Annotated in this window: 20 protein-coding genes and 1 other annotated feature; all 20 genes read left to right on the top strand. The window is 47.8% G+C overall.

Annotation, left to right across the window (positions count from 1 at the left end; all coding sequences use genetic code 11):
- Nucleotides 1-76: 76 nt before the first annotated feature.
- The gene (gene cysE / locus IEX62_RS20950; RefSeq protein ID WP_188777948.1) at nucleotides 77-757 is read left to right on the top strand and encodes a serine O-acetyltransferase; all 681 of its coding nucleotides are present in this window, start codon (nucleotides 77-79) and stop codon (nucleotides 755-757) included.
- 130 nt (nucleotides 758-887) lie between these two features.
- Nucleotides 888-2,285 (top strand): cysteine--tRNA ligase, encoded by a 1,398-nt coding sequence (gene cysS, locus IEX62_RS20945; protein ID WP_188777946.1) that lies wholly within the window; start codon nucleotides 888-890, stop codon nucleotides 2,283-2,285.
- 16 nt (nucleotides 2,286-2,301) lie between these two features.
- Entirely contained in the window at nucleotides 2,302-2,745 is a 444-nt protein-coding gene (locus IEX62_RS20940; RefSeq protein WP_188777944.1) for a Mini-ribonuclease 3, read from the top strand.
- A 141-nt stretch (nucleotides 2,746-2,886) separates the two neighbouring features.
- On the top strand, nucleotides 2,887-3,633 hold the full coding sequence (gene rlmB, locus IEX62_RS20935) for a 23S rRNA (guanosine(2251)-2'-O)-methyltransferase RlmB (protein ID WP_188777942.1): 747 nt from the start codon (nucleotides 2,887-2,889) through the stop codon (nucleotides 3,631-3,633).
- A gap of 5 nt (nucleotides 3,634-3,638) precedes the next feature.
- Nucleotides 3,639-4,163 carry an NYN domain-containing protein gene (locus tag IEX62_RS20930; protein WP_188777940.1) on the top strand — a complete coding sequence of 175 codons (525 nt, stop codon included), beginning with the start codon at nucleotides 3,639-3,641 and terminating at the stop codon, nucleotides 4,161-4,163.
- A gap of 186 nt (nucleotides 4,164-4,349) precedes the next feature.
- Nucleotides 4,350-4,997, top strand: a complete 648-nt coding sequence (gene sigH, locus IEX62_RS20925; protein WP_188777938.1) for an RNA polymerase sporulation sigma factor SigH — start codon at nucleotides 4,350-4,352, stop codon at nucleotides 4,995-4,997.
- 350 nt (nucleotides 4,998-5,347) lie between these two features.
- Nucleotides 5,348-5,539 carry a preprotein translocase subunit SecE gene (gene secE / locus IEX62_RS20920; protein WP_188777936.1) on the top strand — a complete coding sequence of 64 codons (192 nt, stop codon included), beginning with the start codon at nucleotides 5,348-5,350 and terminating at the stop codon, nucleotides 5,537-5,539.
- Nucleotides 5,540-5,561: 22 nt separating this feature from the next.
- Nucleotides 5,562-6,095: a transcription termination/antitermination protein NusG gene (gene nusG / locus IEX62_RS20915; RefSeq protein WP_188777934.1), complete on the top strand. Its 534-nt coding sequence runs from the start codon at nucleotides 5,562-5,564 to the stop codon at nucleotides 6,093-6,095.
- A gap of 167 nt (nucleotides 6,096-6,262) precedes the next feature.
- Nucleotides 6,263-6,688: a 50S ribosomal protein L11 gene (rplK, locus tag IEX62_RS20910; RefSeq protein WP_188777932.1), complete on the top strand. Its 426-nt coding sequence runs from the start codon at nucleotides 6,263-6,265 to the stop codon at nucleotides 6,686-6,688.
- A gap of 103 nt (nucleotides 6,689-6,791) precedes the next feature.
- Nucleotides 6,792-7,484 (top strand): 50S ribosomal protein L1, encoded by a 693-nt coding sequence (gene rplA, locus IEX62_RS20905; RefSeq protein WP_188777930.1) that lies wholly within the window; start codon nucleotides 6,792-6,794, stop codon nucleotides 7,482-7,484.
- Between the two features lie 75 nt (nucleotides 7,485-7,559).
- Nucleotides 7,560-7,726 (top strand) — a sequence feature (ribosomal protein L10 leader region).
- A gap of 65 nt (nucleotides 7,727-7,791) precedes the next feature.
- Nucleotides 7,792-8,295 carry a 50S ribosomal protein L10 gene (rplJ, locus tag IEX62_RS20900; RefSeq protein ID WP_188777928.1) on the top strand — a complete coding sequence of 168 codons (504 nt, stop codon included), beginning with the start codon at nucleotides 7,792-7,794 and terminating at the stop codon, nucleotides 8,293-8,295.
- 87 nt (nucleotides 8,296-8,382) lie between these two features.
- Complete coding sequence (gene rplL, locus IEX62_RS20895) at nucleotides 8,383-8,742, top strand: 50S ribosomal protein L7/L12 (protein WP_188777926.1); 360 nt, start codon at nucleotides 8,383-8,385, stop codon at nucleotides 8,740-8,742.
- An 88-nt stretch (nucleotides 8,743-8,830) separates the two neighbouring features.
- Nucleotides 8,831-9,427: a class I SAM-dependent methyltransferase gene (locus IEX62_RS20890; protein ID WP_188777924.1), complete on the top strand. Its 597-nt coding sequence runs from the start codon at nucleotides 8,831-8,833 to the stop codon at nucleotides 9,425-9,427.
- Nucleotides 9,428-9,856: 429 nt separating this feature from the next.
- Nucleotides 9,857-13,405, top strand: a complete 3,549-nt coding sequence (gene rpoB, locus IEX62_RS20885; RefSeq protein ID WP_188777922.1) for a DNA-directed RNA polymerase subunit beta — start codon at nucleotides 9,857-9,859, stop codon at nucleotides 13,403-13,405.
- Nucleotides 13,406-13,551: 146 nt separating this feature from the next.
- Nucleotides 13,552-17,166, top strand: a complete 3,615-nt coding sequence (gene rpoC / locus IEX62_RS20880; protein ID WP_188777920.1) for a DNA-directed RNA polymerase subunit beta' — start codon at nucleotides 13,552-13,554, stop codon at nucleotides 17,164-17,166.
- A gap of 271 nt (nucleotides 17,167-17,437) precedes the next feature.
- Nucleotides 17,438-17,686: a ribosomal L7Ae/L30e/S12e/Gadd45 family protein gene (locus IEX62_RS20875; protein WP_188777918.1), complete on the top strand. Its 249-nt coding sequence runs from the start codon at nucleotides 17,438-17,440 to the stop codon at nucleotides 17,684-17,686.
- A 137-nt stretch (nucleotides 17,687-17,823) separates the two neighbouring features.
- Nucleotides 17,824-18,243: a 30S ribosomal protein S12 gene (rpsL, locus tag IEX62_RS20870; protein ID WP_188777916.1), complete on the top strand. Its 420-nt coding sequence runs from the start codon at nucleotides 17,824-17,826 to the stop codon at nucleotides 18,241-18,243.
- A 52-nt stretch (nucleotides 18,244-18,295) separates the two neighbouring features.
- Complete coding sequence (gene rpsG, locus IEX62_RS20865) at nucleotides 18,296-18,766, top strand: 30S ribosomal protein S7 (protein ID WP_017815359.1); 471 nt, start codon at nucleotides 18,296-18,298, stop codon at nucleotides 18,764-18,766.
- Nucleotides 18,767-18,816: 50 nt separating this feature from the next.
- Nucleotides 18,817-20,889, top strand: a complete 2,073-nt coding sequence (gene fusA / locus IEX62_RS20860) for an elongation factor G (RefSeq protein WP_188777914.1) — start codon at nucleotides 18,817-18,819, stop codon at nucleotides 20,887-20,889.
- Between the two features lie 121 nt (nucleotides 20,890-21,010).
- Nucleotides 21,011-22,201, top strand: coding sequence for an elongation factor Tu (gene tuf / locus IEX62_RS20855; RefSeq protein WP_188777913.1), 1,191 nt, complete (start codon nucleotides 21,011-21,013; stop codon nucleotides 22,199-22,201).
- Nucleotides 22,202-22,418 lie beyond the last annotated feature (217 nt).

The raw sequence follows: 22,418 nt of genomic DNA, 5'->3' as shown, positions 1-22,418 counted from the left end.
GTAAACCGACGCCTCTGCAGCCGTAACTGGCTGCGGGGGCGTTTTTTAATGAGCGCAAGCAAAGAGAGGTAATCCAATGCTGACCAATTTGAAATCCGATGTCCGCGCTGTGTTCGATAATGATCCGGCCGCGCGGGGCTGGTTTGAAGTCATCTTTACCTATTCAGGGCTGCATGCAATCTGGGCGCACCGGCTTGCTCACTGGTTTTACAACAAACAATTTTTTACGATTGCACGCGTGATTTCGCAGATGAGCCGTTTTATGACGGGTATCGAGATTCACCCCGGTGCTACGATCGGCAGACGGCTGTTTATCGATCATGGGATGGGTGTAGTCATCGGAGAAACCTGCGAGATTGGCGACGACGTGGTGATCTATCAGGGGGTCACACTGGGCGGTACAGGTAAAGAGAAGGGCAAGCGTCACCCAACGATTGGCAATAACGTCGTTGTTGGCTCCGGCGCGAAGATTCTTGGTTCCTTTTCTGTCGGCTCGAATTCCAATATTGGCTCCAATTCAGTCGTGCTGCGCGAGGTGCCACCTAACAGTACCGTAGTCGGTATTCCCGGCAAAATTGTCATTCAGGATGGGAAGCGCGCTGATCGTCTTAGTCACCAAATGCCCGATCCGGTGGCATCCCGATTGGCTGAGCTGCAAGCCGAGATTGATCGACTCAAGCAGGAGCTGGAGCAGCAGCAACGCCAGCTTGATCATCGCATGATGAGCGGGCGCGAGCATAATCGTCATTCCTGCTGAATCGAAGCTGTCTCGCTTGATTCACACCTGAGCTCGCACTCTACGATGTAGCAGGTATAGCACGAAGCATAGCAGCATAATCTAGCCGAATCCGAGTGATTCGACGTTGAACAGAGAGAGGGATAAACGTATGGCATTGCAAATTTACAATACAATGAGCCGCAAAAAAGAAGATTTCGTCAGCCAGGTGCCAGGCGAAGTGAAAATGTACGTTTGCGGACCCACCGTTTACGATTACATTCATATCGGTAATGCACGTCCGATGATCTTCTTTGATGTAGTACGTAGCTATCTGGAAAATCAAAAATATAAAGTCGACTATGCAGTAAACTTTACCGATGTGGATGATAAGCTGATCCGTAAGGCGGAGGAGCTGAACACGACGGTTATCGAAGTGGCTGAGCGTTTTATCGAGGCTTATTTTGCTGATCTGGAAGGGCTCGGTATTCGCCGTGCGACGATGCATCCGCGTGTAACGGAAAATATGGACGTTATTCTTGATTTCATTAGCGCTTTGATTGATAAAGGTGTTGCTTACGCGAAGGAAGGCGATGTGTACTTCCGTACACGCAAATTCGCTGACTATGGCAAGCTGTCCCATCAGAAGCTGGATGAGCTGCAATTCGGTATCCGCATCGAGGTGGATAAGCGTAAAGAGAATCCAGAGGACTTCGTGCTATGGAAGGCAGCGAAGCCGGGTGAGATTTTCTGGGAAAGTCCATGGGGCAATGGTCGCCCGGGCTGGCACATCGAGTGCTCGGCGATGGTACGCCATTATCTTGGCGATACGCTGGATATTCACGGTGGGGGTCAGGATCTACAGTTCCCACACCATGAGTGCGAATGCGCTCAATCCGAATCGGTAACTGGCAAGCCGCTGTCTAACTACTGGATGCATAACGGCTTTATCCGTATCGATGATGAGAAAATGTCCAAGTCGCTGGGTAACGGTATTCTGGTTAAAGACCTGCGTGCCGCACATAAGCCAGCAGCGATTCGTTATCTGATGCTGTCTACCCATTATCGTAACCCGCTCAATTACACAGACGATACGATGACACAGGCGGAAAATAGCATCGAGCGTATTGCTAATGCAGTCGGCAATGTGAAGCACCGTCTGTCCGCTTCCGATGCATCTTCCCCTGTAGATACAGAGCTGGAAGCACGTCTGCAAGCGATTCGTGCGCTGTTCCATGAGAAAATGCAGGATGACTTCAATACACCGGATGCGATTACCGCTGTATTCGAATGGGTCAACGAAGCCAATCAGCTGCTGCAACGTGAAGTCGTGCAAAAAGCATCGCTTGAAGCGCTGCTGTCCCTGTTCGATGAGATGAACGAAGTGCTGCGTCTATACTGGGAAGATGAGCAGCTGCTCGACGAGGATGTAGAGAAGCTAATCGCTGAACGTGTTGAAGCGCGTAGCAACAAAAACTGGGCACGCTCGGATGAAATTCGTGATCAATTGTCCGCACAGGGCATTTTGCTTGAAGATACACCACAGGGTATGAGATGGCGCCGCAAATGAACGGAGGGGGCAGCTTATGACATCTTCCGATCAGGAACAACCACGCTTATGGTTTCCATTTGAGCTATCTCGTCCACTGGATCAGATGCCGCCGCTCGCACTTGCATATATCGGTGATGCAATCCATGAGGTAGCAATTCGTCAGTATCTCATATCCGGTAAAAATCTGCGTCCGAATCATCTGCATCGTCTGTCGACCAGCTTTGTGTCGGCAGGCGCGCAGGCTAAAATGCTACAGCATCTGGAGCCGCAGCTTACCGATGAAGAAGCAAGCATCGTTAGACAGGGACGTAACGCCAAGTCGGGTACCGTTCCCAAAAATGCCAGCGTACTCGATTATCGCTACGCGACCGCATGGGAGTGTCTGCTTGGTTACTTGTACTATAAAGGCAATCAGTCACGTATTTTGGAGCTGATTACCGCAGGAATACAGCATCTGGAGCAGCCGTCCAAGCCTTGAGCAGGTGCGGCTGCTTCCATTTTCAATATACGGTTTCCGTTCCAGTGGAATGGACTGAAAAATAAAGGATTGTGCACTCGCTAGCAAAGCGGGTAATGAATGAACAGTAGACATGGGATCTACAATACAGGAGGAACACATATGGAAGAGGAATATATCGCCGGTAAGCACTCCGTTACGGAAGCGCTACGTGCCGGAAGAAGTATCAATAAAATTTGGATTGCCGACGGTGCGCAAAAGAATCTTGTGCAGCCTGTCGTAACAGAAGCACGCGAAAAAGGCATCGTGATCCAGTATGTAGACAAGCGTAAGCTGGATAGCTTTGTACCGGGTGTACAGCATCAGGGCATTATCGCCCAGGCGGCTCCGTATGCGTATGCCGAAGTGGAGGATATTCTGGCAGCAGCGGAAGCGAAGGGTGAAGCGCCATTTATTTTGCTGCTGGATGAGATTGAAGATCCACACAATCTGGGCTCGATTTTGCGTACCGCGGATTGCACGGGTGTACATGGCGTCGTGATTCCAAAGCGTCGTTCTGCATCCATCACAGCAACCGTATCGAAAACGTCTGCGGGTGCTGTTGAATATGTACCTGTTGCGCGTGTAACGAATCTCGGTCAGACGATCGATCGTCTCAAAGAGCAAGGCGTATGGGTTGTCGGTACAGATGTGAACACAGACAGTAATCTGTATCAGGCAGACGTATTTACCGGCCCGGTAGCGATTGTCATCGGTAATGAAGGTAAAGGCATGGGCAGACTCATTCGCGAGAAATGCGATGTGCTAGTTAAGTTGCCGATGCAAGGTCAGATCAATTCCCTGAATGCTTCTGTAGCGGCTGGCGTAATCATGTACGAAGTGCTACGCCGCCGACAGTCGCTAGGTTAGAGACTATGGCTGATCTCCGTGATGTGCTGCTGGTAGATGGCTACAATATGATCGGAGCCTGGCCCGAGCTCGCCAAGCTGTCGGAGATTAATCTACAGGAGGCACGCGACCGCCTGCTAGAACGATTGGCGAATTACCAGGCGTTTTCTGGACGTCGGGTTATTGCCGTATTCGATGCCTATCGAGTACCCGGACTGGGCAAGGTATATGAGCAGGGCAAGGTCGAGCTGTATTTTACAAAGGAAAAAGAAACGGCAGATGAAGCGATTGAGCGCTTTGTTGGACAATTGCGGCATCGGCGCAGAGAGATTTATGTAGCGACCAGCGATATGACTGAGCAGCACGTCATTTTCGGTCAGGGTGCACTGCGTGTATCTGCACGCGAGCTACTGGTTGAGGTGCAGATTAGCGAAAAGCAAATTCAAGAGCGTCTGCGTGAGCAGAAGCTGGATAGCAATCGCAATACACTGGATGGGAAGCTTAATGCTCATCAACGAATCATGTTTGAAAAATGGCGCAGGGGAGAGTAGGCTGTTAGCAATATGACAGCTTATCTACGAACCCCTGTTCTTGTTTAGGGTGATACGAACAGATATGTGTGCAATCCCGTGTTAAATGGCGTAAATTCGGTTGACGATGTGAGGTTACATAATATATACTGATGCTATATTTTATAGGGTAACGGAGACCTTGCGTTGCAACCGGAGGGATTGTTTGTGAGTGTCGACCTCAAAGATATCATGGTATCACCATATGATTACCAGAGTGATGAAGATCTTGTAGAAGCCGTCCGCCATGGCGATTCCGAAGCGCTAGAATACTTGATTACCAAGTATAAAAACTTCGTGCGCGCAAAAGCCCGGTCTTATTTCCTTATCGGTGCCGATCGCGAGGATATCGTACAGGAAGGTATGATTGGCCTGTACAAATCAATTCGCGATTTTAAAAACGATAAGCTGTCTTCGTTTAAAGTGTTTGCCGAGCTGTGCATCACTCGCCAGATTATTACGGCGATCAAAACAGCAACCCGGCAAAAGCACATTCCACTCAATTCGTATGTGTCGCTGGATAAGCCGATCTATGACGAAGATTCCGACCGTACCTTGCTCGATGTGATCTGTGGCTCGCCGATGTCTGATCCAGAGGAACTGGTGATCAACAAGGAAGAGTTTACCGGCCTTGAGGATAAAATGTCCGAGATTCTTAGCGATCTAGAGCGTAAAGTTCTGATGCTGTATCTGGATGGACGCTCCTACCAGGAAATCGCGGTGGATCTGTGTCGCCATGTGAAGTCGATCGATAATGCGCTACAGCGTGTCAAACGCAAGCTGGAGCGATATTTGGAAGTACGGGACGACAACTGAACTCCGAAGTGAAAGCAACCAAGTGAAGACTCTGTCATAGAGTCTTTTTTATTTTGCCGATGCCACTATAAGATACGGCCGTTTGCGCGGGAAATGACCATGTTACAAAACGGAAAATTTTTGTAAAACAAACGCTAATATTCGTTGACAGTGTAAGGGTGCTATGCTAAAGTGTTTTAGGTAGGCCAAAAATCGCCTGTTTTTAAGTGTGCCAATCTTTAAAGCTTTGAAGAATGGCGTGCCTGAGAACTTGCGTAACCACCCTGACCACATGGGGATGAAGAGCAAAACAGACTCTTGGGTCTGGATGCGGTCTTCGTTTAACCAGATCGTCTTTTGGAGGTGTAATCGTGGCACGAAGCTTCAAGTCTGTGTTTTCCTTTTTCTCCGAAAGCTGGGCTGAACTTAAAAAGGTTCGCTGGCCTAATCGTAAAGAGCTGACCAACTACACGCTTATCGTTATTGGTACGATTCTGTTTGTCGGCATTTATTTTTGGGTTTTGGACATCGGCATTTCCGCTGTGATCGAAGCGATAATTTAAGAAGGGTTCCAGGTGGCTTGATATGGAAAAAAGATGGTACGTCGTTCATACCTATTCCGGGTATGAAAACAAGGTCAAGGCCAATTTGGAAAAACGCGTTGAGTCGATGGGCATGGAAGACAAGATTTTCCGAGTTCTTGTTCCTATGGAAGAAGAGCTGGTAAACAAGGACGGTAAGAAAAAGACCGTTATGCGTAAAGTTTACCCAGGTTATGTACTTGTTGAAATGATCCAGACTGACGACTCCTGGTATGTAGTACGCAATACACCTGGCGTAACCGGCTTTGTCGGTTCAACAGGTTCAGGCTCCAAGCCGACTGCGCTGCTGCCAGAAGAAGTAGAACAAATTCTCAAACATATGGGTATGGTTGAACCGAAGGAGAACATCGACTTCGAGGTCAAGGAATCCGTACGCATCAAAGTTGGACCGTTTGCGAACTTTGTTGGCTCCGTGGAAGAAATTTTGGTAGACAAGAGCAAGCTCAGAGTGCATGTTAACATGTTCGGACGGGAAACCCCGCTTGAGCTGGATTACACTCAAGTGGAAAAGATATAAGCAGGTTTCTAGGATGACACAGGGGATTGATGCAGAGCAATCTGTAGCGATTCTGACCGGTGTTTCCGGTTTAACCGCAGGTTGTGTAGCTTAGGCTTGCAACGGCGGCGTTTTACGTGGGAGGGCAGCGATGTCCGTCTACCACTATTCGCAAGGAGGTGTTTTACATGGCTAAAAAGGTAATCAAAATGGTAAAACTGCAAATCCCAGCTGGTAAAGCGAATCCGGCTCCTCCAGTAGGTCCGGCTTTGGGTCAAGCAGGTGTCAACATCATGGCATTCTGTAAAGAGTTCAACGCTCGTACAGCAGATCAAGCAGGTTTGATCATTCCGGTTGAGATCACTGTGTTTGAAGATCGTTCTTTCACTTTCATCACAAAAACTCCACCGGCTGCAGTTCTTCTGAAAGTTGCTGCTAAGATCGAAAAAGGATCTGGCGAACCGAACAAGAAGAAAGTTGCAGTTGTTAAACGTTCCGCAGTTCGTGAAATTGCTGAACAAAAAATGCCTGACCTGAATGCAGCGTCCGTTGAGACTGCAATGCTGATGGTTGAAGGTACAGCACGTAGCATGGGTATCACAATCGAAGACTAAGATTAGTCTTTACTGCTTTCGTAAGAATGCAGTCTGTGCGGAATCATCTGGTTCCGCATATGTGGGAGGAATATCCGCTAATACCACAAAGGAGGAATAATAAATGGCTAAACATGGTAAAAAGTATCTGGAAGCTGTTAAGCTGATTGACAGCGAAGCTAGTTACGAGCCAGCCGAGGCAGTTGCCCTGGTTAAAAAGGCAGCTACTGCAAAATTCGACGAAACTGTTGAAGCAGCAGTACGTCTGGGTGTTGACCCTCGTAAACAAGATCAGGCTGTTCGTGGCGTAGTTGTACTGCCACACGGTACTGGTAAAACTCAACGTGTTCTCGTATTCGCGAAAGGCGAAAAAGCAAAAGAAGCGGAAGCTGCTGGTGCTGACTTCGTTGGCGATCAGGACATGATCAACAAAATTCAACAAGGATGGTTCGACTTCGATGTCTGCGTAGCTACACCGGACATGATGAGTGAAGTTGGTAAACTGGGCCGTCTGCTTGGTGGTAAAGGTCTGATGCCTAACCCTAAAGCAGGTACAGTTACATTCGATGTTTCCAAAGCTGTTCAAGAAATCAAAGCTGGTAAAATCGAATACCGTCTGGACAAAGCAGGACAAATTCACGCGCCAATCGGTAAAGTATCCTTCACTGAAGAGCAACTGAACGAGAACCTTAAGGCTCTTATCGAAGCTCTGAACCGCGCTAAACCAGCTGCGGCAAAAGGTGTTTACCTGAAAAACATTGCGGTATCTTCCACAATGGGACCAAGCGCTCGCGTAAACGCTGCGAACTACAGATAATTTAGTGTTGACATCTGTCAACACATTTGATAATCTGTAAAAGTTGTGATGATGCACGAACTTGTTCTTGCAATTACACTTGAATATGTTTAACCGTAGACAGTAGGTGCCGCTTGCAGCTTAATTTCCTACCGAGGTGTTCTGATAGAATAAAGGATACCAGGTTTACTGCTCCGGCAGTCTCCCTGGTATTCCAACTTATCAAGCCTTCGTGATTCTACGGGGGCTTTTTTAATGCCCGTAGAACTTTTTGGTTGCTCCTTCGGAATGATCAAAAGGCCAAAAAACAATCAGGAGGTGTCCAAACTTGGCAAACGCAAAAGTTATCCAATCCAAACAGGAAGCGGTAGAAGTAGTTGCAGCTAAGCTGCGCGAGAGCGTATCTACAGTTGTTGCTGACTATCGTGGTCTGAACGTTGCTCAAGTTACAGAATTGCGCAAACAACTGCGTGAAGCTGGCGTTGAGTTCCAGGTATTGAAAAATACACTGGTTCGCCGCGCAACTGAGTCTGCTGAATTGACTGAACTGAACGAAGTGCTGGTAGGTCCTACCGCAATCGCGTTCAGCAAAGACGATGCAGTAATCGCAGCTAAAATTCTGAACGATTTTGCTAAAACCAACGATGCTCTCGAACTGAAGGGCGGCGTTGTAGAAGGTCGCGTAGTAAGCGCGGACGAAATCAAAGCGCTGGCAGCTCTGCCATCCCGCGAAGGTTTGCTGTCCATGCTGCTTAGCGTACTTCAAGCTCCAGTTCGTAACTTCGCACTGGCAGTTAAAGCAGTATCCGAGAAAGAAGAGCAAAGCGCGTAAGCACATTGTTCATCTGCCTCACGCCCATGTGGCGTAAAGCCGGCTAATAGCCAAACAAAAAATACAACCAATATGGAGGGTTTATAAATGAGTCAGGAACAAATCCTTGAAGCAATCAAAGGCATGACTGTACTGGAACTTAATGATCTGGTAAAAGCAATCGAAGAAGAATTCGGCGTAACTGCAGCAGCTCCAGTAGCAGCAGCAGCAACAGGTGGCGCAGCAGAAGCTGAGCAAACTGAATTCGACGTAGTACTGGCTTCCGCTGGTGCTTCCAAAATCAACGTAATCAAAGCAGTTCGCGAAGTAACTGGTCTGGGTCTGAAAGAAGCAAAAGAACTGGTTGACAACGCTCCTAAAGCAATCAAAGAAGGTATTGCTAAAGAAGAAGCTGAATCCATCAAAGCAAAATTGGAAGAAGCTGGCGCATCTGTAGAATTGAAATAAGAGACTCTCTTGTTTCTTACAAACCCCTTGAATTCGTTCAAGGGGTTTGTTTTATAAAGAGGTTTTGAAGAAAGGGTGAGGGAATGATATGGGAGATCATTATTATTCCAGTCAGCCAGGAGCTGCACATGAACGTCGCAAGCTAGAAACCGAGCTGCGTGGACGTCCATTTACATTTATTAGTGATGCCGGTGTCTTTTCCAAGACTGGAATTGATTATGGTAGCCGAGTTTTGATCGAGGCGCTCGATATTCCGCAAGATGCACGTGTACTTGATGTAGGCTGTGGCTACGGTCCAATGGGCTTGTCTGCTGCTGTGCTTGCGCCACAGGGACATGTAACGATGGTCGACGTGAATGAACGAGCAGTTGAGCTAGCACGAGAAAATGCGAAGCTAAATGACATTCATAACGTTGATATCCGGGTGAGCGATCTATTCGAGGCTGTACAGGGCGAAACCTTTACCGTGGTCATCACCAATCCACCGATTCGAGCGGGCAAGGAAACCGTGCATACGATTTTCGAGCAAGCTGCGGCGCATTTGGAGCCAGGCGGTTCGCTATGGATTGTAATTCAGAAGAAACAGGGTGCGCCTTCAGCGAAAGCAAAGCTGGAGCAGCTATTTGATGAGGTAGAGGAAGTCACTAAGGACAAGGGCTACCGCATTTTCAAAGCAACCAAATGAAAAAAGCCGCCTACCGGCCAGGGTAAGCAGCTTCCTATCGAAACATCGATGAATAGACACTATAGAATAAGCGATAGAGGTTGACTCTGATTGCTTAATATGATATTATTACAAAATGTCAGTATTAAGATGCCCTTTTTGGCTTTAGTTTTCTGAAAGTTACGAAAATTATGCATACTAAAGGGTGTTTAATATTGCCCATAAACGTATAATAATCGGTATTTCGGTTATTTTCAACCTTAATCCGGGTTTCAGATACTGGATCACATCCGTTGATAGCTGATGGTGCTCTTTTTTCGAAACAATTCGATAAGAGCTTTTCTCTATTTATGGGTGTGAACTTCTGTGTTATGGACTTATTATACGTGATCCAAACAGCAGTTCGCAATGAAATTTTTAAGTGAGTAGACATTAAGGGGTGAGTATAAGTTGGCAGGACATCTTGTTCAATATGGTCGACGCACTCGGCGAAGTTATGCACGAATTAACGAAGTTCTTGAAGTACCAAACCTGATCGAAATCCAACAAAAATCTTATCAGTGGTTTTTGGATGAAGGATTGCGTGAAATGTTCCAGGATATCTCGCCAATTCAGGATTTCACTGGTAACCTGGTGCTTGAGTTCATCGACTACAGCCTGGGTGAGCCTAAGTATACAGTAGACGACGCGAAAGAGCGCGACGTTACGTATTCCGCTCCACTGCGGGTTAAAGTCCGTCTCATCAATAAAGAAACGGGTGAAGTCAAAGAGCAGGAAGTATTCATGGGTGATTTCCCGCTGATGACGGAAACCGGCACTTTTATTATCAATGGTGCAGAACGGGTTATTGTCAGCCAGTTGGTTCGCTCTCCCAGCGTCTATTTCAGCACTAAAGTCGATAAAAATGGTAAAACATCATATACAGCTACCGTCATTCCTAACCGTGGAGCATGGCTGGAACTGGAAATGGATGCGAAGGACATTATCTATGTTCGTATTGACCGCACCCGTAAGATTCCAGTAACTGTCTTGCTGCGGGCGCTTGGATTCGGCAGCGATGCTGAAATTCTGGACCTGCTCGGTAATGACGAATACATTCGTAATACCCTGGATAAGGACAATACCGACTCGACTGAAAAAGCGCTGATCGAGATCTATGAGCGCCTTCGTCCGGGCGAGCCACCAACTTTGGATAACGCGAAAAGCCTGCTCGTAGCACGCTTCTTCGATCCAAAGCGCTACGACCTGGCGAATGTTGGTCGCTACAAAATCAACAAAAAGCTGCACATTAAAAACCGTCTGTTCAACCAGCGTCTGGCTGAAACACTGATCGACTCTACTACAGGAGAGATCGTGGCTGAAGCAGGTGAAATGGTCGATCGTCGTCTGCTGGACGAGATCATGCCATACCTTGAAGGCGAACTGAACTTCAAAACGTATCACGTTGCTGGTGGTGTATTGGATGCAAACGACATTCCACTGCAAACCATTAACGTATTTTCTCCGCTTGAAGATGGTAAAGTCGTTTCCGTAATCGCGAACGGCAACATCGAAAAAGTGACGAAGCACATTACTCCTGCAGATATCATCGCTTCCATCAGCTACTTCTTGAACCTGCTGCATGGTATCGGCGATACAGACGATATTGACCATCTGGGTAACCGTCGTCTGCGTTCCGTAGGTGAACTGCTGCAAAACCAATTCCGTATCGGTTTGTCCCGTATGGAACGTGTTGTTCGCGAAAGAATGTCCATTCAGGACGCTAACGTGATCACACCACAGGCACTCATCAACATCCGTCCTGTTATTGCATCGATCAAGGAGTTCTTTGGTAGCTCCCAGCTGTCGCAGTTTATGGATCAAACGAACCCACTGGGCGAACTGACGCACAAACGTCGTCTGTCTGCACTCGGACCGGGTGGTTTGACTCGTGAGCGCGCAGGCTTTGAAGTTCGAGACGTCCATCCGAGTCATTATGGCCGTATGTGTCCGATCGAGACTCCAGAGGGACCGAACATCGGTTTGATCAACTCCCTGTCTACCTTTGCTCGTATTAACGAATACGGCTTTATCGAAGCTCCGTATCGTCGTGTTGATCCGAAAACACACCGTGTAACGGAACATATCGACTATATGACAGCTGATGAGGAAGACAACTATGTAATCGCTCAGGCGAATGCACAGCTGACGGAAGATGGCTCGTTTGCGGACGAGATGGTTATCGTTCGTTACAATAAGCAGGCTGACAACATCCTGCCTATGCCAAGTGAACGTGTTGACTACATGGACGTATCGCCTAAACAGGTTGTATCCGTAGCAACAGCGCTCATTCCGTTCTTAGAAAACGATGACTCCAACCGTGCGCTCATGGGTTCCAACATGCAGCGTCAGGCGGTGCCACTGCTTATTCCTAAGGCGCCACTGGTCGGTACAGGCATGGAGCACAAAGCTGCAAAAGATTCCGGCGTATGTATCGTAAGTAAGTTTGATGGTGTAATTGAGCGCTCCACTGCGAGTGAGATTACACTGCGCCGTATCGAACATGTAGATGGCAAGGAAGTCAAAGGCGACCTTGTTAGATATAAATTACACAAATTTATGCGTTCGAACCAAGGGACATCGATTAACCAGCGTCCGATCGTGAAAACTGGCGATATTGTCAAAAAAGGCGATATCCTGGCAGACGGTCCTTCCACTGAGATGGGCGAAATCGCACTGGGACGTAACGTTGTCGTAGCCTTTATGACCTGGGAAGGTTATAACTACGAGGATGCGATCCTGCTGAGCGAGAAGCTAGTGAAGGAAGATGTATACACTTCGATTCACATCGAGGAATACGAATCCGAAGCTCGCGACACCAAGCTTGGACCGGAAGAAATTACGCGCGATATCCCGAACGTTGGGGAAGACGCACTGAAAAATCTCGACGAGCGCGGTATCATCCGTATCGGTGCTGAGATTGCTGCTGGCGACATTCTCGTTGGTAAAGTTACGCCTAAGGGTGTAACCGAGCTGACAGCAGAAGAACGCCTCCTGCATGCGATCTTCGGTGAGAAAGCTCGTGAAGTCCGCGATACGAGCCTGAGAGTACCTCACGGTACAGACGGTATCGTCGTAGACGTTAAAGTGTTCACCAGAGAGAACGGCGATGAGTTGCCACCAGGCGTTAACCATCTGGTACGTGTATACATCGCGCAAAAACGTAAAATCTCCGAAGGTGACAAAATGGCGGGACGTCACGGTAACAAAGGGGTCGTAGCCCGTATTCTGCCGGAAGAAGATATGCCATTTATGCCGGACGGTACACCTGTACAGGTCGTACTGAACCCACTGGGCGTACCTTCCCGTATGAACATCGGTCAGATTCTTGAAGTTCACCTTGGTATGGCTGCTATGAAACTTGGTATCCACGTATCCACACCGGTATTTGATGGTGCGAACGAGTACGACGTATTCGATACGATGGAAGAAGCCGGTATGCAACGTAACGGTAAAACCATCCTGTACGATGGTAGAACCGGTGACGAGTTCGAGCGTGAAGTTACGGTCGGCGTTATGCATATGATCAAACTGGCGCACATGGTTGACGATAAAATCCACGCCCGTTCCACTGGTCCTTACTCGCTCGTTACGCAACAGCCGCTGGGTGGTAAAGCTCAGTTCGGTGGTCAGCGTTTCGGGGAGATGGAGGTTTGGGCACTGGAAGCTTACGGCGCCGCCTACACTCTGCAAGAGATCCTTACCGTCAAATCCGATGATGTCGTTGGTCGTGTGAAAACGTACGAGTCCATCGTTAAAGGCGAGAACGTTCCAGAACCAGGTGTTCCTGAATCGTTCAAAGTTTTGATCAAAGAGCTTCAAAGTTTAGGTATGGATGTGAAGATCCTGAACGAAGAAGAAAACGAGATCGAAATGAAAGAGCTGGATGACGAAGACGAAGGTACGACTAATGATAAACTGAGCCTCAACCTTGAAGGCTCCGAAGTTGGCGTAGATTAATAACACTTGTCATATTCCCAAGCATTGTCCTATGAAGGTAGACCGGAGCTTTTCCGGTCTATCCTATTCATGGGACAGAGCATTGGGTTTTGTGCGGAATACAGAGTTTTACAATAAATAGGATTTGGCCTTAGGAGGGGTGTCTCTTGATAGACGTTAACAATTTCGAATTTATGAAAATTGGGCTTGCTTCCCCAGACAAAATTCGTTCTTGGTCCCGCGGAGAAGTTAAAAAACCGGAGACAATCAACTACCGTACGCTCAAGCCAGAAAAGGATGGTCTGTTCTGCGAACGCATTTTCGGACCAACCAAGGACTGGGAGTGTCATTGCGGTAAATACAAGCGTGTACGTTACAAAGGGGTCGTTTGTGACCGTTGTGGCGTTGAAGTAACTCGTGCAAAAGTACGCCGTGAGCGTATGGGACACATCGAACTGGCAGCACCTGTATCGCATATCTGGTATTTCAAAGGTATCCCGAGCCGTATGGGTCTGGCACTGGACATGTCCCCACGTTCCCTTGAGGAAGTTATCTACTTTGCATCTTATGTTGTTACGGATCCAGGCGAGACACCACTGGAGAAGAAACAACTGCTATCTGAAAAAGAATACCGTAGCTACCGTGAAAAATACGGCTATGGCTTCCAAGCAGGTATGGGTGCAGAAGCAATTAAAAAATTGCTGCAAGACCTCGATTTAGACAAAGAACTGGAATTCCTGCGTGAAGAGCTGCGTACTGCACAGGGTCAACGTCGTAACCGTGCGATCAAACGCCTTGAAGTTATCGAAGCATTCCGTAATTCCGGCAACTCTCCAGATTGGATGATTATGGACGTACTGCCGGTTATTCCACCGGAAATTCGTCCAATGGTACAGTTGGATGGCGGACGTTTTGCAACATCTGACCTGAACGATCTGTATCGTCGTGTAATCAACCGTAACAACCGTCTGAAACGCCTGCTTGATCTGGGCGCGCCTGACATTATCGTACAAAATGAGAAACGTATGCTGCAAGAAGCGGTAGATGCTCTGATCGATAACGGTCGTCGTGGACGTCCGGTAACAGGTCCGGGTAACCGCCCATTGAAATCTCTCAGCCACATGCTGAAAGGTAAACAGGGTCGTTTCCGTCAGAACTTGCTCGGTAAACGTGTCGACTATTCCGGTCGTTCCGTTATCGTTGTAGGTCCTTACCTGAAAATGTACCAGTGCGGTCTGCCAAAAGAAATGGCACTGGAACTGTTCAAGCCTTTCGTTATGAAAGAGCTAGTAAACAAAGGTCTGGCACACAACATCAAGAGTGCGAAGCGCAAGGTTGAACGCGTAAGCCCTGAAGTGTGGGATGTGCTGGAAGAAGTAATCAAGGAGCACCCGGTTCTATTGAACCGTGCACCGACGCTGCACAGACTCGGTATCCAGGCATTTGAACCAATTCTGGTTGAAGGCCGCGCGATCCGTCTGCACCCACTCGTATGTACAGCGTACAACGCTGACTTTGACGGTGACCAAATGGCGGTTCACGTACCATTGTCCGCTGAAGCACAAGCTGAAGCACGCCTGCTGATGCTGGCATCCGGTAACATCCTTAACCCTAAGGACGGCAAGCCGGTTGTTACACCATCCCAGGATATGGTGCTTGGTTCGTACTACCTGACAATGGACAACATGGAAGCCAAAGGCTCCGGTATGATTCTGCGTACCGTAAACGAAGCGGTATCTGCATATCAGCGTGGAACAGCTTCTCTGCATGCTCGTGTTGCAATTCCAGCAAAAGCTCTGGGTAAAACAAGCTTTACCGAGAAGCAACAAACAGGTCTGCTCGTAACGACGGTTGGACGGATTATCTTCAACGAGATTTTCCCTGAATCCTTCCCTTATATCAATGAGCCGACTCGTGCGAACCTGTATCAAGGTATTCCGGATCACTACTTCATCTATGAAAAAGGTACAGACGTACTGGAATTCATGAAGGCTGTTCCACAAACCGGCGCGATCGGTAAAGAATATCTCGGTACCATCATTGCGCGTTGTTTCGAAATTTACCATACAACATTGACTTCGGTCATTTTGGATAAAATCAAGCAGCTTGGTTTCACATACTCTACACGTGCGGGTATTACCGTTGCCGTGTCAGACGTTGTGGTTCCACCGGAAAAAACCGAACTCTTGGCTGAATCCGATAAAAAGGTTGCGGTTATTACGAACCAATACCGTCGTGGTCTGATCACAAATGAAGAGCGTTATGACCGTGTTATCGAAATCTGGTCTCGTACTAAGGACGAGCTGACGGATATCCTTATGAAATCGATGGATCGTTACAACTCCATCATGCTCATGGTTGATTCCAAAGCCCGTGGTAACAAATCGCAGATCACCCAGCTGGGCGGTATGCGTGGTCTGATGGCCAACCCATCCGGTCGCATCATCGAGCTCCCAATCAAATCGAACTTCCGTGAAGGTCTGACAGTCCTTGAGTACTTCCTGTCCACTCACGGTGCGCGTAAAGGTCTGGCGGATACGGCGCTTCGTACGGCTGACTCCGGTTACCTGACTCGCCGCCTTGTAGACGTAGCACAGGACGTAATCGTTCGCGAAGACGATTGTGGTACAGATAAAGGCTTCATCGTTGGTCGTATCCAGGATGGTAAAGAGGTTATCGAGGATCTGTACGATCGTCTGGAAGGACGCTACTGCTTCGAAACTGTTCGTCATCCAGAAACTGGCGAAATTATCGTTGGTCGCAACGAGCTGATCGATTCTGATAAAGCAGAAGCAATCGTTGCTGCTGGCATCAACAAAGTACAGATTCGCTCCGTACTGAGCTGCCGTACGCGTCATGGCGTATGTAAAAAATGTTACGGTCGTAACCTGGCAACTGGTAACCATGTGGAGATCGGTGAAGCGGTTGGTATTATCGCTGCCCAATCCATCGGTGAGCCAGGAACACAGTTGACGATGCGTACGTTCCACACCGGTGGTGTAGCCGGAGACGATATCACACAAGGTTTGCCGCGTATCCAGGAGCTGTTTGAAGCCCGTAACCCTAAAGGTCAGGCTACAATCAGCGAGATTGATGGTATCGTGAAAGAAATTCGCGAAGCGAAAGACCGTCGTGAAATCGAGATCGAAGGCGAAGCAGAAACGAAAGTCTACTCTGTACCTTACGGTTCCCGTCTGCGTGTACGCGAAGGCGCTGAGATCGAAGCAGGGGACGAGTTGACTGAAGGTTCGATCGACCCGAAAGAAATGCTACGTATCAAAGGTATCCGCGGTGTGCAGAACTACATTCTGCAAGAAGTACAACGCGTATATCGTAACCAGGGCGTAGAAATCAACGATAAACACGTTGAGGTTATGATCCGTCAAATGCTGCGCAAAATCCGTATCGTGGATAACGGCGAAACGACACTGCTGCCAGGCTCCTTTGTTGACATGTATGAGTATGAAGATGCAAACAAAGTGGCAATCATTGCAGATCGTGAACCTGCTGTTGCGAAACCGGTATTGCTCGGTATTACGAAGGCTTCCCTGGAGACTGACTCCTTCCTGTCCGCTGCATCCTTCCAGGAGACGACTCGTGTCCTGACTGATGCTGCAATCAAAGGTAAAGTCGACAAGCTGCTCGGCCTCAAAGAGAACGTTATTATCGGTAAACTGATTCCTGCCGGAACAGGTATGAACCGTTACCGTAGCGTTAAGTTCGAAGAGCCAGAGCAACTGGAAGGCAACGAAGAAAACCTGGAAACTGTAACGGTCGAGTAGTTGATCGGAGCTTAGCTTCAGGTGTTGAAATACAGTAGCTACAGTTAGATAATAATTGTAGTTACTGCAAAATAGAATCCGGACGGGAGAAGGGTTTTCCTTTTTCCGGACGGGTTTCCATTTTGTGTTTGGTGTACGTTGGCGTTTAATATTGTCATAATCTTTTAGAATCAAATTCATTTATGTATTGACACCTGGCCTATGGTAATGCTACTATAGCAAAGGTGCGTGAATAGAACGTTATCCCTGATCTTTTGGAGGGAATCGTAAGATGACTAATGATAAAGGATTACAGGATGCCCGGATCAAGATCGGCACGAAGCAGACCATGCGGAATGTTGAGCAAGGCCAGGCTGAAGAAGTCTATATTGCGCAGGATGCAGAACAGCATCTAATTACCAAGATCGTACAGCTATGTGAGAAGCATAACGTCAAAGTCACCTATGTGGAGACGATGAAGGAGCTCGGCAAAGCTTGCGGGATTGAAGTTGGAAGTGCGATGGCTGTCGTCCTTAAATAAAGGAAGTCAGGAACGTTTTTGCAGGTCGAGGGACAGGCAAAAACTTTTCATTTGTCCTTTTATGAACCGCCTGGGTCTGTGGGCTTAACAGACGGTTTACAAAAGGCTCAAACATATTGGAAGGAGGTGGCAATACAATGCCAACTATTAATCAATTGGTCCGTAAAGGACGCCAAGCGAAAATCGAGAAATCGAAGTCTCCTGCACTGCAAAAAGGGTTTAACGCTCTGAAACGTCAAGAGACAAACCTGAGTGCTCCACAAAAACGTGGTGTTTGTACTCGTGTAGGTACGATGACTCCGAAAAAACCTAACTCCGCGCTTCGTAAGTATGCCCGTGTACGTTTGACTAACCGTATCGAGGTTACTGCTTACATTCCAGGTATCGGTCACAACTTGCAAGAGCACAGCGTAGTACTCGTACGCGGTGGTCGTGTAAAAGACTTACCAGGGGTTCGTTACCATATCGTTCGTGGTGCTCTGGATACAGCGGGTGTTAACAACCGCATGCAGGCTCGCTCCAAATATGGTACAAAACGTCCGAAAGAAAAGAAATAATTTAGTGATCGTGCAGACAATAGCACTGCATATTTAAGAAAGGGGGATAAACATGCCAAGAAAAGGCCCAGTTACCAAAAGAGACGTGCTGCCGGATCCGGTGTATAACAGCAAGCTTGTTACTCGCCTGATTAACCGCATCATGATCGACGGAAAACGTGGAGTTGCTCAAAGCATTCTTTATAATGCGTTCAACCTGATTCAAGAACGTACAGGAAATGATCCTATGGAAGTATTCGAGGCGGCAATCAAAAACATCATGCCAGTTCTCGAAGTTAAAGCTCGCCGTGTCGGTGGTGCTAACTATCAAGTACCTATCGAAGTTAAGCCGGAGAGACGTACTTCCCTTGGTCTGCGTTGGCTCGTAAACTACTCCCGCAACCGCGGCGAGAAGACTATGGAAGAGCGTTTGGCTGCTGAGATCATCGATGCATCCAACAACACTGGCGCATCCGTGAAGAAACGCGAAGACACACACAAAATGGCTGAAGCGAACAAAGCATTCGCACACTACCGCTGGTAGGATTCAAGCCTGTTTTCAAAAATTCATATTTTTGAAGGGAGTACCTATTCATGGCAAGAGAGTTCTCCTTGAAAAATACACGTAATATCGGTATCATGGCACACATTGACGCTGGTAAAACAACCACTACAGAACGTATCCTGTTCTACACAGGCCGTACGCACAAAATCGGTGAAGTTCACGAGGGTGCTGCGACTATGGACTGGATGGAGCAAGAGCAAGAGCGTGGTATCACTATCACGTCCGCTGCTACAACTGCTCAGTGGAAGGGCCACCGCGTTAATATCATTGATACTCCAGGTCACGTTGACTTCACCGTTGAAGTAGAACGTTCCCTGCGTGTATTGGACGGGGCCGTAGGCGTATTTAGTGCGAAAGAGGGCGTTGAGCCACAATCCGAGACTGTTTGGAGACAAGCAGACCGTTATGGTGTACCTCGTATCGCTTATGTTAACAAGATGGATATCATTGGTGCAGACTACCTGAATGTTGTTAAAGACATGCGTGAGCGTCTGCAAGCTAATGCAGTTGCAATTCAGCTGCCAATCGGTGCTGAAAACGACTTCGTTGGTATCATTGATATCGTTGAAATGAAAGCTATCCAGTATAAAGACGATCTGGGTAAAGATCCGGTAGATATCGAGATCCCAGCCGATCTGAAAGATACTGTTGAAGAGCTTCGTATGGAACTGGTAGAGAAAGTTGCAGAACTGGACGAAGACCTGATGATGAAATACCTCGAAGGTGAAGAGCTGACAATCGACGAGATCAAAGCTGCTCTCCGTAAAGGTGTTTGTGACGTTAAGATCTTCCCAGTAATCTGTGGTTCCTCTTACCGCAACAAAGGTGTTCAGCCGATGTTGGATGCTGTAATCGACTACCTGCCGTCTCCTCTGGATGTACCGGCGATCAAAGGTGAGCTCGAAGATGGTACAGAAGAAGTTCGTCATTCCTCGGATGAAGAGCCTTTCTCTGCACTGGCATTCAAAATCATGACTGACCCTTATGTTGGTAAACTGACATTCTTCCGTGTATACTCTGGTGTACTGCAATCCGGTTCTTACGTTGTGAATGCTACTAAAGGCAAACGCGAACGTATCGGTCGTATCCTGCAGATGCACGCCAACAGCCGTGAAGAAATCAGCGTAGTATACGCTGGTGACATCGCTGCCGCTGTAGGTTTGAAAGATACAGGAACAGGTGATACACTGTGTGATGAGAAACACCCGATCATTCTGGAGTCCATGAACTTCCCTGATCCAGTTATCGAAATCGCTGTAGAACCTAAAACCAAAGCAGACCAAGACAAAATGGCTACTGCTCTGGGCAAACTGACAGAAGAAGATCCTACTCTGCGCGCTTCGACTAACGAAGAAACAGGTCAAACGATCCTGGCAGGTATGGGTGAGCTTCACCTTGATATCATCATCGACCGTATGCGTCGTGAGTTCAAGGTTGAAACTAACGTAGGTCAACCTCAGGTTGCTTATCGTGAAACATTCCGTCAGCCAGCTCGCGTCGAAGGTAAATTCGTACGTCAATCCGGTGGTCGTGGTCAATACGGTCACGTATGGGTTGAATTCGAACCTCTCGAAGCAGGTACTGGTAACCAATTCGAAAGCAAAATCGTCGGTGGTTCCGTACCAAGAGAATACGTTGGTCCTGCACTCGCAGGTATCGAGGAGCAAATGAAGAACGGTGTTCTTGCAGGCTTCCCGGTTGTAGACGTTAAAGCTACAATTGTAGACGGATCTTATCATGATGTCGATTCCAACGAGATGGCATTTAAAATTGCCGGTTCGATGGCATTGAAATCCGCAAAAGACAAGTGTAAACCTGTCCTGCTGGAGCCAATCATGAAAGTTGAAGTTACAGTACCAGAAGAGTACATGGGTGACGTAATGGGTATGCTGAACTCCCGTCGCGGCCGTATCGAAGGTATGGATTCCCGTAACGGTACTCAAATTATCCGTGCTAAAGTACCTCTGTCCGAAATGTTTGGTTATTCCACAACACTTCGTTCCGGTACACAGGGACGCGGCGTGTTCTCCATGGAACTTTCTCATTACGAAGAAGTGCCTAAGAGCATTGCTGAAGCAGTTAGCGCAAAAGCTAACGGCTAATACGCCCAATCTTCGTTTTTACCTATGGGATGTGCAGAGAGCGGGTTGACCGCTTTCTGAATTACATTCCGTACTTATTTCAATACACTACAACACTACCTTTAAGGAGGAAATGTTTAAAATGGCAAAGGCTAAATTTGAACGTAATAAACCGCACGTTAACATCGGTACTATCGGTCACGTCGACCATGGTAAAACAACTCTGACAGCTGCAATCACAACTGTACTGTCCAAAACTTACGGCGGTGCTGCTGTAGCATTCGACCAAATCGATAAAGCTCCAGAAGAGCGCGAGCGCGGTATCACTATCTCTACTGCACACGTAGAGTACGAAACTCCTAACCGTCACTACGCACACGTTGACTGCCCAGGTCACGCCGACTATGTTAAAAACATGATCACTGGTGCTGCACAAATGGACGGAGCGATCCTGGTTGTATCCGCAGCTGACGGCCCAATGCCACAGACTCGTGAACACATCCTGCTGTCCCGCCAAGTAGGCGTTCCTTACATCGTAGTATTCCTGAACAAATGTGATATGGTTGAAGACGAAGAGCTGCTGGAACTGGTTGAAATGGAAGTTCGCGACCTGCTGAGCGAGTACGAATTCCCAGGCGACGACACTCCAATCACTCGTGGTTCTGCTCGTGAAGCTCTGCAAAACCCTGATGGTGAGTGGGCTAAGAAGATTGTTGAAATGTTCGAAACAATCGATACTTACATCCCAACTCCAGAACGCGAAACTGACAAGCCTTTCCTGATGCCTGTCGAGGACGTATTCTCCATCACTGGTCGCGGTACAGTTGCTACTGGTCGCGTAGAGCGTGGTGTGGTTAAAGTCGGCGATGAAATCGAAATCGTTGGTATCCACGAAGAAACTAAAAAATCCGTTGTTACGGGCGTAGAAATGTTCCGTAAATTGCTGGATTCCGCTCAAGCGGGTGACAACATCGGCGCACTGCTGCGTGGTGTTGATCGTACTCAAATCGAGCGTGGACAAGTACTGTCCAAACCGGGTTCCGTTAACCCACACACTGAGTTCTCCGCTCAGGTTTACGTTCTGACAAAAGAAGAAGGTGGCCGTCACAAGCCTTTCTTCAGTGGTTACCGTCCACAGTTCTACTTCCGTACAACTGACGTAACGGGTATCATCACTTTGCCAGAAGGTACTGAAATGGTTATGCCTGGTGATAACATCACTGTTAGCGTATCCCTGATCAACCCAATCGCTATCGAAGAAGGTACTCGCTTCGCGATTCGCGAAGGCGGACGTACTGTAGGCGCTGGCGCGGTTGCTAGCATCTCCAAATAATAAATCTTTCCTTGTAGTCTCGTAAGAGATCAGGAAGATTCCTATAAGCAACATTGTATTGTAACGAAGCAACATTGTATCCTAATCGAACGTGTAGATAAGGCCTGCTTCCTTCATTGTGAAGCAGGTCTTATTTTTTTATGGAAAAGTTTCAAAAAAGGCTTGCGTCAATGCTAACTCATCATATATAATAGTTAATGTTGTGCTGAGACGTTGC

Source organism: Paenibacillus hunanensis, assembly GCF_014645615.1.
GTDB classification, from domain to species: Bacteria; Bacillota; Bacilli; order Paenibacillales; family Paenibacillaceae; genus Saccharibacillus; species Saccharibacillus hunanensis.
The sequence above is the reverse complement of the archived record's forward strand: the minus strand, read 5'-3'. Positions and strand labels throughout refer to the sequence as shown.